The sequence below is a fragment of the Wolbachia endosymbiont of Drosophila bicornuta genome (genome assembly GCF_028982105.1).
GTDB lineage: Bacteria > Pseudomonadota > Alphaproteobacteria > Rickettsiales > Anaplasmataceae > Wolbachia > Wolbachia pipientis.
In genome coordinates this window covers 1-10,535 of the sequence record NZ_JAPQLF010000113.1, presented here as the reverse complement: position 1 = coordinate 10,535, position 10,535 = coordinate 1, and the positions used below count along the sequence as shown (strand labels likewise).

Sequence of the window (10,535 nt, the reverse complement as noted above, 5' to 3'; positions counted from 1 at the left end):
GCTAAATTTGAGATAGCTTCATAAATTTATTGTGCGTTACCTACTATCCGAAGAGCGATGCAACAAAGCCTACTGGGATCGAGAAAAAAAAGATATGGATTCCAGCGTCACGCGCTGGAATGACACAGGATAGAGCTCTAGATAACATCAGAATATCAGTTAGAACCAAAGTGGAAAAATGCATTAAAATAGGCGATCAAGTAAAATTATCAGCAAAACTCTTCCCTCTAAAGATTGCGCCCTCGGAGTATGCATACGATTTTGCAAGAATAGCATATTACCAGAAAATAAGTGCAACAGGCTTTGCAACAAGCAAAATAGTCCTGCACAAAAAGGCTGAAGCAAGGAAATTTCAAGAATATATAGAATCTTTCCGTCAATACATTTATGAAAACCTGCAGCAAAATATCAAGAAACCACATGCGGATATAATCTCTGCATTACTGATCGGTAAAAAAGATGTCATAGATCAAAAAACTATGGACGCGATACGAGATTCAGGTATAGCACATTTGTTTGCCATATCTGGTTTGCATTTATCATTCGTTGCTGGTCTGTTTTTTGTAGTGTTTCGTAATTTATTCGCAATATCTGAAACTTTGACTCTTAAGTATAACACCAAGAAAATATCTGCATTCCTTACTATCTTGCCAACCACGTTTTATTTGTTGATTACCGGTATGCAAATTTCTGCTCAGCGTGCCTACATCATGGTGATTTTAGTACTCGTTGCAATAATGATAGAGAGAAAATATCGAGGGTTAATAGCAATTGCGTTTGCTGCTGCAGTGATACTTATCATAGAACCTGAAGCAATTTTAAAGCCAGGCTTTCAGATGTCATTTTCTGCTGTTTTGGTACTGTTTGCCAGTTATCAAATTAATGCTAATAAATTACTCAAAATAAAAATAATGAAATATTTTGTGTCGATAATGATCAGCTCAGTAATAGCAAGTTTAGCAACTGTTCCGTATACGATATATAATTTTAATTATTTTTCAATTAGTGGCATTATCACAAATTTAGTTGCTATACCAATAGTTACATTAATTATTATTCCACTTGGAATAATTTATGTCTTATTGATTCCTTTAGGTATTGAATGGATTATAGCGCCATTTATAGAGCGCCCAATTGACAGCATTTTCTATATAACAAACGCTATCGCTAGTCTTCAGTATTTGGTTATTCCCATTCGTACTTTTCCTGCCTCATCAATTATTATAATAACATTTGGGTTATTGTGGCTGTGCTTGTGGGAAAGAAATTGGCGTTTTTTGGGATTTTTTTTTATTGTACTAGGTATTTGCTTTAGCGCTGCATATAAAACCTCCGACATCCTAATAAATGCTGATAATGTTGCTGCAAAGGAGAGTGATAACTTACTATATTCTCTCACTAGAAAAAGCAGAAATTTTGTTATCAAAACGTGGGCAAAGCAAAACGGACAGAACCAAATTTTGAATCATACAAAATATAGCAATCCAGATAAAAGACTAAAGTATGGCTGTATATATAATAAAGGAAATAATAAATCAGTACTGCTTGCTTATAAAAAAGAAGATATCTTGAGAAACTGTAATAGTGTTGATCTGATAATTCAATTAAGTGAATTCGACTATTCAGCTTGCAACGCTAAAATTATTAAACATGCTGATCTAGAAACGTATGGCACACATTCTGTTTGGTTAACAAATCGTTACGTAAAGATTAATACAGTGCGCTCCAATAGGCCTTGGCACATGTTGAAAAATTAAGAAACTTGATTTTAAGGTTTGGTTAATGTATACCTAAATAAGTTTAAACTAGAAAAATGTTATGGTTACAGACACTAAAGATCCTTTCAAAGACTATTTTTATTTTTTAGGATTTAGATTTAGAAAACTTTCTGACCAGCCCAGTAGAATTTTGAGCTCTATAAGAAAGTATTCTGGTACTATATCGATAGCAAGTACCATTGCTACTCTTATAGCATTTGCTGCCTTTTCTATTCAGCCTGTTACAGTAAGTATTGCTGGGTTTGCGTTCACGCCAGCACCTCTTGCCTTTATTCCTCTTATAGTTCTCTTATTTACTGCTGTTATAAACTTTATAAATACACAAAAAATAAAAGAGAATGAAATAGATAAAAAAATAGGAAACTATCAAGTTGATGAACAGTACAGCCAGATTGCTCAAGAAGCTAAAAAAATTGAAATTGTAACAAATTTAGATCGTAAGAGGAAAAAGCTTTCAATAGTTTTACCAAATTCTAAGACGCAGAGAGAAATACTAGAAGATATAGAAGCAGAAAATAGAAATAGGATTCTCTTGTTTACTGGATCATATGTATTTGGTACTATTATAGTAGTTTCAGCAATATCACAATCCATTAATGCTCCAATAACATTAATAGCTTTATTAGTCGCTATTCTTTTATGCATCATATCAACACTTAGCAATCTAATAAGTAATAGCGTGGATCATGAAAATCATACTATTAGAAAACACAGTTCTTTAGGTCTTCTATTTCCATACTGGTCTGGAAAGGGCATGGTTGTATCAGTAGTAGAAAATAAGCTTGGTAAAAGGGAAAATGAACTAATATCTCTAATGAAAAAACTACTTAGTCCGCTTTGCAACTCATTTGACAGTAAACTTAAAAAAGCTTGCGATTTACTTGATAATAGTCTTTTAAAGCCTGCAAATATTAACATTAAAGAAACGCTTGATCACCTAAAAAAAATCAGAGAAGACATCAAAAAAGATTTAGATTGGCTACATGCAGAAATTTCAGAAGTTTTAAACAACACTAAAGAATTGACAAAAAAAGCACATTCACTAGATATTGAAGGTACTTTTTCTAGGTTAGAGAATGCTATTAAAATTGCTGAAGATAAAATTGAACGATTTGAACCAAGCCGCTTTGTAGGCTGGCTTCAATCAACTACGCAGTCTAATAATAACGAGTTCCTTAGCATGCTAAAAAAGTTAAAAGAGGATACAGAAGAGGAAAAAACGGAATTGAAGGAGCAATTAAACGTAGTAAGGAATGAATTAGAAGAAATAAAAAAGAAGCAAGCTCAACCAAGTACGCCTGATTTAGAAGCTAACAATGGAAATAATACTAATAAATTATTAGTATTAGAAAATAAAGTCAAAGAACTACGTGACACAGTTAGAAAGTTAGAGCTGGAAGCAGAACAAAATAAGCTGCAGCAAAAGAAGGAAAAGTTAGAGCAAAAAAAATCTGAACAAGAAAAAACAGATGAATGGAAAGAAAAAATCAACGGCAAACCAAGTGACTTTCTATATTATTTATTAGAATCTATTAAGCTGGAAGAAAAAGATAATAAAGAAAAAAAGGTTGAGGCAACATTACGAGATTTTGATAATAAAGTTACAATCCACTGGAAAGATGGCTCTCAAACAATTTGCCATATTAAAAAACAAGGTGATCTGCAAATTGAGTCTAGTGCAACAATGTTTACAGACCCAAATGTTCAAGCAGCATGGGAAATGGCGCGGGGTAAATCACTATAGATCACTCAATAATAACCTTAAGTGTTAATAATGATAAAGAGAAATTAAGGTTAGACACCTATATAGCTGAAAAATGCAACATATCACGCAGCAAAGCGCAAAGATTGATACAAAATGAGCAGGTGAAATTACTTGGCACACCGATAATTAATAATGACTACATAGTAAAACCAGATGAAGAGTATGTGGTGCATCTCGTTCAACCTGACATATCCACATCAATTGAGCCTAATTATGACATAAAACTTAATATCGTCTATGAAGATGAAGACATTATAGTTCTGAGTAAACAAAGTGGATTAACAGTGCACCCAGGTGCTGGGACAAACAATGATACGCTTTTGAACGCAGTTATCGCTCACCTTAATGTAAGACCAGGAATTGTTCATAGACTCGATAAAGATACTAGTGGGCTAATGGTAATTGCAAAAAATGAAGCAGCCCATAGTTTTTTGTCTGAATTGTTATCGAATCGCAAAATAAAGCGGGAATACTTAGCAGTAGTTTGGGGAACATTATCTTCCCAGCAGGGGACTATAGAAACTAACATTGCTCCAAAGCGTGGTAATAAAGAAATGATGTGTGTTACAAAAACAACGGGCAAATTAGCAATCACTCATTACTCAGTAGAGAAAGTTATAGGACAAGCAAGCCTCGTTAAATGCACTTTAGAAACAGGTAGAACGCACCAAATTCGAGTCCACATGAGCCACATAGGACATTCTATAGTTGGTGATCAAGTTTATGGGAAAAATAGTAGTAAAAGCACAAAATATGCTAAAAACTCTAGTTTTATTCGTAATTTCAATAGACAAGCACTACATGCTTATACACTGGGCTTATATCACCCCAAAAGTAAGGGATACATGGAATTTGTCTCTGATTTACCGCAAGATATAAAAACTTTAATTGGTGAGTTTGACAACATATCTTAATAACATTCGTATTAACCTGTCAATATTATCATCCATGTTATCAGGAAGTTATAGCACTTCTCGCAATAGTCCGAATAGGATAAGATATGTGCTTATGGCTATGGTAGAGCAGTAGCATATTATGATCTGTTCGGATTATTGTAAAAAGAGCTATAATTAATGAAAGAAAAACTGCTGCACTACCTAGATCTTTCACCTTTTTTGAAAGTATGTGTTGTTCACTGGAAATACGCTCAATTGTCGTTTCAAAAGCAGTGTTAACAATTTCCACAATTAACACCAGGAATAGACTGCTTATCATTACTGCACGTTCTAGATTACTTACATCCAAAACAAACAAAATTGAGACACATACTATAAAAAGCAGTATAGCTCTTTTTACAATAATCCGAACAGACCGTAATATGCTACTGGCCTGCTATAGCCATAAACACATATCTTATCGCATTCGGACTATTATAAGAAAGGCTATAACTCCTGTCTGAACGCAATTTCTGATATAAAAGCTGATTTTATTCCTTCACAAGAGTATTGAATTGCTTTTATTAGACGAATAATGCCCTTCTTCATTATTATTCACAAAACACTTTAATCAAAATTTTAACTTATTTGGATTTGCTACACCCTATAGCATTTTTATCATTTGTTCACCCTATTGGTTTTGAAATTAAGATTTACCGCAACTACAATAAGTACTCTTATCATCACATTTTGGTGTTAAGTCAGGATAGAACGTGAGTATAGCATCATTCTTTCTTACAAACACTGATTGATAATCGTCATCTTCCATTTCATATAGACACATTCCATCTTTTCCTAATTCCTTAAACGCCTTAGTTGCAGAAATTATCGGCATGAAGGTTATATGCGTATCCATTTGGGCATTTAACTTTCACTTCCCCATCCTTACCTAAATATTTCATTCCAAATGTATAAACTGGCGGCTTAATATCTGATTTATTGCATAGGGACTTATCATTCCAAATTGCACCTGCCCATTTATCTTCTTGAGCTTCAACATATCTACCTACAAAATGCATACCACCTAGTTTATCGTTTGGCTCACCACAAAAAATATGTCCAAACCCTATAGTTTCTTTTTCACTTCCACTATTTGTAAACCAAATGTTAGCCAGTTCATCTTTCAGTAACTCCAAATCCGCATCTGGCGTAATCACTTATATATTCCTTTCACTACTTCTTGATGCTGCAGACAACTAAGTAAAATTTTGAAATCTTCTTTATCTGGATGTGCTCACCAATCTCCACAAACTCTCAACACTCCTCTATCGAAGTCAGTTAATTCTGAAACGGTGGCTGGTTGTGAACTGAAAAATGGTTCAAAATTGACTTCAACATTTTCTTCTACATAGCCGGTGTGAAAATAATGATCCTTAATATAAAAAATAAATCCTATTATTGGTATTATTAAACACAAAATTAATTTAACTGTCTTCGACATAATCACGTTCACAAAAAAGCTAGCCTATAAGAAATAATTTAAAAAAGTTTTAATCTAATCGTTTTTGCAGAGCAGCAACTCCCGGCATTTCATCGCCACTTAACCAATCTAAAAATGCTCCTCCACCAGTGGAAACATATGTAAAATCCTTATCGGTAAGGCCTGCAGCGCTTATTGCAGATAGACTATCGCCTCCCCCTATTATGCTGGTTAACTTTCCTTTGTGCGTTAAGTCACTTACGATTTTCATTACCCCTATTGTACCGCTTGCAAAAGCTGAATGTTCAAAAACACCAATAGGTCCATTCCACAGCAGAGTCTTACTGCTTGCTATTATACTGCTTATTGTACTCAAAGTTTGTGGTCCGATATCCAAAATTATATCACCGTCCAAAATGGACTCAGTTCTTCTTGAAATACTAGTGCTGTAATCAGAGTTTACTGCAACCAGAACGTCTTCTGGCACAACTATTTTGCAATTGTTTTTATTTGCTGTTTCAACAATATTATGTAGAAGGTCGTCAACACCATTTTGAAAGAAAGATTTCCCTATATTTACTTTGCTAAATGACAAAAAATTATTGGCTATTGCACCACCTAGAACTAGGTAATTAACCTTTTCTGTTAGCTTCATAAGCACTTTTATTTTAGTTGATATTTTAGCTCCCCCAACTATCGCAGTAATAGGTTTAGCTTTAAACGATACAGCTTTTTCAAGATACTTTAGCTCATCTTGCAAGCAAAATCCTGCATAGGAAGGTAAAAATTCTGTAATGCGTGAAATAGAAGCGTGAGCTCTGTGAGAGCAAGAAAATGCATCATTTACATATATATCCACTAGAGATGCTAATTGTCTTGCAAAGTTTGCATCATTCTCCTTTTCCCCTTCATAAAATCTTAGATTCTCTAGTAATATTATATTTCCTGCATCCATAACACTTACTGCTCTTTGTACTTTTTCACCAACGCAATCGTCAATAAATTTCACTTTTTTATTTAGTAACTGCGATAAAGTGTCAATTACATTTTTTAGCGACAGATTATTGTCTCTGGCCTTTGGGCGTCCGAAATGTGATATAATAATAATCTTTGCACTCGCATTCACTAAATACTGAATAGTAGGCAGTGCTCTCAAAATACGAGTGACGTCACGAATTTCTCCATCTTTTATAGGAACATTGAAGTCAACTCTGAGTAAGACGGTTTTATTGTGAAGATCACAATTTTCTATACTAGGTATATTCATTACAAAATTGAAGCTATAAAGTCACTATACAGCAGTTTGATCTAAAGTAAAGTTTTAAGCTTACGAACGTTTAAGGAAATTTGCATGCCAAACGCTTGACACTGGAACCTTATCGTCATGCCATCACGAACCGTCATACCGCCGTGTATCTTTTAGCCGCTAACACGTAGCGGGATACTTGACCTTTACAGGGATGACGATTGTCGTTTAGCCATAAATGTTTAAGAAATTTACTAAACAGAAAAAAAGGCAAAAGAAGCCCCGTGGTTGGCTAATTACTTACATTATACTTTCAAGTATGGCGTTTTTTTATTCTAAACGCTTAATAACCGCGATTTAGCTGCTTTTTAATGCAACTAACCTTTAGTCATAAATGTTTAAGAAATTTACTAAACAGAAAAAAAGGCAAAAGAAACCCTAGGGTAGCTAATTATTCACTATCCACTTTTTAAGTTGGCGTTTTTTGATGTTTTAAATGCTTTATAAGCGTATTTCAGCTTGTATAGGTAAAAACCTAGAAATTTGATAAAGACATAGAGTGCACATAGTGCAAAAAATTAAACATGAGACGCCAGATACGTTGAGTTTTTTTGCCATTTAATCTGTACAGAGAAGATAAATAAATAGCTTCAGTTTCATGATAAGGGGGCTGGCGAAGGGTGTCAAGTAAGTTTTGCATTTGATCCGTTTCTATGACTTAGATGCCAGTGCCTGCTACTTGACTCTCGGCTGGGTCGAATTTGTATAGCTACATTGTCGGTAAATCTAAATTGCTTTAATAATTTTGATTGAAAAATAGTTTTTCTATTATATAAATGCTACTTTATGGTAATCAAAATGGAAGACGATAAATATAGCCTAGGTTTAAGGGTTATCCATTGGTTGATGGCTGTTTTTATTATCGGTATGCTTTGTTCTGGACTTTATATGAAAAGCCTGCCACTTAGCAATGAAATTAAGTTCAACATATACGCTATTCATAAGGCTTGCGGTATCACTATTCTTGGATTAATCATAGTACGCATATTTTTTCGCGTCTTTACTTATGTTCCACCACTTCCAGCAAATTTTTCTCGGTTTGTAATCAATATAAGTAAAGCAGTACACTTTGGTTTATATTCTTTGATGGTGCTAATGCCACTATCTGGCTATGTCATGTCTTCTGCTTCTGGCAAACAGATCAAATATTTTTTTCATATCCCTTTGTTGATTAATCAAAACAAAGACCTAGCTAACACGGCTAATGAGCTACATTCGATGCTTGCATGTTTTATGGTACTCTTTATAATCTTACATATACTTGGCGCCTTAAAACACACATTTATAGATAAACAAAACATTTTTAAACGTATGATATAGGTTATATGTTAAGTAGCCTCTGGAAAAAAGGAACAGATTTTCTTGGCAGTGAGTTTGCTATAATGGGTGGTGCTATGAGCTGGGTTTCAGAGAGAAACTTGGTCTCAGCAATCTCAAACGCTGGTGGTTTTGGTGTGATTGCATGTGGTGCAATGTTCCCAGACTTACTGGAAAAAGAAATCATAGAGACACAAAAATTAACTAACAAGACATTTGGTGTAAACCTAATTACTATGCACCCAAAGTTGAGTGAGTTGATAGATGTGTGTATTGAAACGAAAGTGAGCCACATAGTTCTTGCCGGTGGACTGCCAACGAAGCCTAATATAGAAAAAATCAAGAGTGCGGGCATTGAAGTTATGTGCTTTGCACCAGCATTAAGCCTTGCGAAAAGGTTAGTAAAAATGGGAGTAGATGGGTTAATAATAGAGGGAATGGAAGCAGGTGGGCACATAGGGCCAGTCAGCACTTCTGTTCTTGCACAAGAGATATTGCCTCATTTTAAAAATGAACAAATACCAGTGTTTGTTGCAGGTGGGATAGGAAGAGGCGAAATGATAGTTAATTACCTGGAAATGGGGGCAAGTGGCTGTCAAATAGGTACATTATTTGTCTGCACTAATGAGTCAATTGCCCACAAAAATTTTAAGGAAGTGTTTATTAAATCAGCCGCACGTAATGCAATACCTTCTGTACAGATAAGTGCTGATTTTCCTGTAATTCCTGTAAGAGCCATAGCCAACAAAGCAAGCGATGACTTCATGAAGCGTCAAAAAGAAGTTATTGATGAATACCAAAAGGGACAGATCTCAAAAGAAGATGGGCAGCTTGAAATAGAAAAGTTCTGGGCTGGAGCTTTAAGAAGGGCAGTGATTGAAGGAGATGTTGAAACAGGATCTTTAATGGCCGGCCAAAGTGTTGGCATGGTTGATAGGGAAAAGCCTGTAAAAGAAGTAGTGGATATGTTAGTTCAACAAGCAAAGAATCATATTAATAGCAAATCTGTAGAAGTAGAAAGCCCAGAAAGCAAATAGTTAAGCGACCTTCCAATAAGCAAGTTGCCGCAATTATTTATAATATGGCATAATTGCCCAGTTTTAATGTAAAATTAACGCTAAAGAGGTATCTATACATTTTATTATGTATGGAGGAATGTTATGCACAGTCCCTTTAAAAAACCTAAGAGTAAGGAAGGAGATATTAACCAACAATTGAGCAACACTATATACAAAAAGGTAACAGCAGAAAATTATCAAGAAAATCAAGATGAGACTTCCAAAGAATGCAAAAGGTTGTTCAAGCAGGGAGCTAGTCCTAAAACATTGGCTGAATTGGAAAAAATACTGAGAGAACGACAAAATGAGCAGGCTATTGCAAAACACTTAGAGTCATCCAAGCAAGGAACTAGTCCTGAAGCATTAGCTGAGTTAGAAAAATCAGTGGGGAAAAAAAGAGAACATTATAATAATTATATCCAACACTTTCTTCCAGCGTTGAAAGCAGAAATAACAGAGTCAAAAAAACTAGACTCAAAAAAAAAGGCAGCAATAGTACAAACAATTTTGGATATTATAGCACTTCTCGCAATAGTCCGAATAGGATAAGATATGTGCTTATGGCTATGGTAGAGCAGTAGCATATTATGATCTGTTCGGATTATTGTAAAAAGAGCTATACTAACAGGAGCAGCAGTGTAAGCTCAATACCAAATGCTGTTGAAGAAAATATTGAAGATCAAATGCAGCTAAAACATATTGAAGAGCAAAACAACACACAAGAAACACCCTTGAATGTAGCTGAGAAAAAAAGTGGTGATAATAAAATACTTAGTAATTCCTCTGTTACAGAGGAAGTGTTTGAAAAATATAGCAAGGTTGTGAAAGAAATAGAGGAGAAGCAAACTTCTAAACTCAGTAGTGGCAATGACTCAGATAGTGGAATAGACCATACGCGTCAAGTTAAGAGATTGTGAGCAAATTTAGAGAGGTTAAAGTGGATACTCTAGCCCTTC

The 10,535-nt window shown here is 34.6% G+C and carries 10 protein-coding genes and 1 pseudogene; 7 read left to right on the top strand and 4 right to left on the bottom strand.

Going from position 1 to position 10,535, the window contains the following annotated elements:
• The first annotated feature begins 77 nt into the window (after positions 1–77).
• The 3 genes from OZD68_RS03725 (at position 78) to OZD68_RS03715 (ending at position 4,457) form a co-directional block, all read left to right on the top strand.
• Positions 78–1,757, top strand: a complete 1,680-nt coding sequence (locus OZD68_RS03725) for a ComEC/Rec2 family competence protein (protein WP_275009042.1) — start codon at positions 78–80, stop codon at positions 1,755–1,757.
• 61 nt (positions 1,758–1,818) lie between these two features.
• Positions 1,819–3,522 carry a hypothetical protein gene (locus OZD68_RS03720; protein ID WP_182309801.1) on the top strand — a complete coding sequence of 568 codons (1,704 nt, stop codon included), beginning with the start codon at positions 1,819–1,821 and terminating at the stop codon, positions 3,520–3,522.
• Positions 3,513–4,457 carry an RluA family pseudouridine synthase gene (locus tag OZD68_RS03715; protein ID WP_182309806.1) on the top strand — a complete coding sequence of 315 codons (945 nt, stop codon included), beginning with the start codon at positions 3,513–3,515 and terminating at the stop codon, positions 4,455–4,457. Before OZD68_RS03720 ends, OZD68_RS03715 begins: the two co-directional genes overlap by 10 nt.
• Positions 4,458–4,497: 40 nt before the next feature.
• Here OZD68_RS03715 and OZD68_RS03710 read toward each other — a convergent pair whose 3' ends face one another.
• Positions 4,498–4,788 carry a diacylglycerol kinase gene (locus OZD68_RS03710; RefSeq protein ID WP_259366081.1) on the bottom strand — a complete coding sequence of 97 codons (291 nt, stop codon included), beginning with the start codon at positions 4,786–4,788 and terminating at the stop codon, positions 4,498–4,500.
• Between OZD68_RS03710 and OZD68_RS03705 the strand changes: the two genes are divergently transcribed.
• Complete coding sequence (locus OZD68_RS03705; RefSeq protein WP_259366082.1) at positions 4,712–4,942, top strand: hypothetical protein; 231 nt, start codon at positions 4,712–4,714, stop codon at positions 4,940–4,942. The genes OZD68_RS03710 and OZD68_RS03705 overlap by 77 nt on opposite strands.
• Positions 4,943–5,124: 182 nt before the next feature.
• Here OZD68_RS03705 and OZD68_RS06790 read toward each other — a convergent pair.
• Both OZD68_RS06790 and OZD68_RS03685 read right to left on the bottom strand, forming a co-directional pair.
• Positions 5,125–5,919, bottom strand: a pseudogene (locus tag OZD68_RS06790) (EndoU domain-containing protein).
• 49 nt (positions 5,920–5,968) lie between these two features.
• On the bottom strand, positions 5,969–7,165 hold the full coding sequence (locus OZD68_RS03685; protein WP_182309802.1) for a phosphoglycerate kinase: 1,197 nt from the start codon (positions 7,163–7,165) through the stop codon (positions 5,969–5,971).
• A gap of 837 nt (positions 7,166–8,002) precedes the next feature.
• Between OZD68_RS03685 and OZD68_RS03680 the strand changes: the two genes are divergently transcribed.
• Both OZD68_RS03680 and OZD68_RS03675 read left to right on the top strand, forming a co-directional pair.
• Positions 8,003–8,524: a cytochrome b gene (locus tag OZD68_RS03680; RefSeq protein WP_182309803.1), complete on the top strand. Its 522-nt coding sequence runs from the start codon at positions 8,003–8,005 to the stop codon at positions 8,522–8,524.
• A 5-nt stretch (positions 8,525–8,529) separates the two neighbouring features.
• The gene (locus OZD68_RS03675; RefSeq protein ID WP_182309804.1) at positions 8,530–9,558 is read left to right on the top strand and encodes an NAD(P)H-dependent flavin oxidoreductase; all 1,029 of its coding nucleotides are present in this window, start codon (positions 8,530–8,532) and stop codon (positions 9,556–9,558) included.
• Positions 9,559–9,992: 434 nt separating this feature from the next.
• Here the strand turns inward: OZD68_RS03675 and OZD68_RS03670 are convergent, their stop codons facing one another.
• The gene (locus OZD68_RS03670) at positions 9,993–10,163 is read right to left on the bottom strand and encodes a hypothetical protein (protein ID WP_182309805.1); all 171 of its coding nucleotides are present in this window, start codon (positions 10,161–10,163) and stop codon (positions 9,993–9,995) included.
• A gap of 3 nt (positions 10,164–10,166) precedes the next feature.
• Between OZD68_RS03670 and OZD68_RS03665 the strand changes: the two genes are divergently transcribed.
• The gene (locus OZD68_RS03665; protein WP_275009036.1) at positions 10,167–10,496 is read left to right on the top strand and encodes a hypothetical protein; all 330 of its coding nucleotides are present in this window, start codon (positions 10,167–10,169) and stop codon (positions 10,494–10,496) included.
• Positions 10,497–10,535 lie beyond the last annotated feature (39 nt).